The organism is Segeticoccus rhizosphaerae (assembly GCF_009192725.1).
Taxonomy (GTDB): Bacteria; Actinomycetota; Actinomycetes; order Actinomycetales; family Dermatophilaceae; genus Segeticoccus; species Segeticoccus rhizosphaerae.
Genome location: NZ_VOHR01000694.1, coordinates 1 through 634, shown reverse-complemented (window position 1 = coordinate 634; position 634 = coordinate 1). Strand labels below are relative to the sequence as shown.

The window sequence follows — 634 nt, the reverse complement described above, 5'->3', positions numbered from 1 at the left end:
GGCCGCCGCACCCGCCGACACCGCCCAGGAGCGGAGGCCGGCTGCGCGACGGTGACGGTGCCCTGCAGATCAGGGCGGTCTCCGTCTCCGGCGACGTCATCGTGCTGCGCGCCGATGCGGACCCCGCCGCCCACGGCTCGGCGCCGGCCACGTCCGACCGGTCGGGGGGCTGAGCAATGGCCGTCTTCGCCCACGGACAGCTGCGCCTCTACCTGCTGGCGCTGCTGTCCGAGGGACCGCGCCACGGCTATGAGGTGATCCGGGCCCTGGAGGAGCGGTTCAACGGCCTCTACTCCCCCAGCGCGGGAACCGTCTACCCTCGGCTGGCCAAGCTGGAGGAGGAAGGTCTCGTCGAGCGCGCCGAGGGTGAGGGTCGCAAGCTGACCTACCGCATCACCGACGCGGGCCGGGCCGAGGTCGAGGCGCGCCAGTTCGACCTCGCCGACCTGCAACAGGACCTTGACCACACCGTGCGCGAGCTCGCCCAGCAGGTGCGCCAACGGGTGCACGTCAGCTCGTCCGACCTGCGCGCCGAGCTCAAGGAGGCGGCCAAGCAGGCCCGGCGCACCGCGACTCCGGCAGGTGGGGCACCTCCCACGAGGCCGCGGCCTCCGTCGGCGGACGCCGGCATGCG

The 634-nt window shown here is 73.8% G+C and carries 1 protein-coding gene; it reads left to right on the top strand.

What is annotated here, in order from left to right:
• Positions 1-176: 176 nt before the first annotated feature.
• Positions 177-634: PadR family transcriptional regulator (locus tag FRW57_RS22535; protein WP_152187131.1), on the top strand; the 458-nt coding region annotated here is incomplete at its 3' end.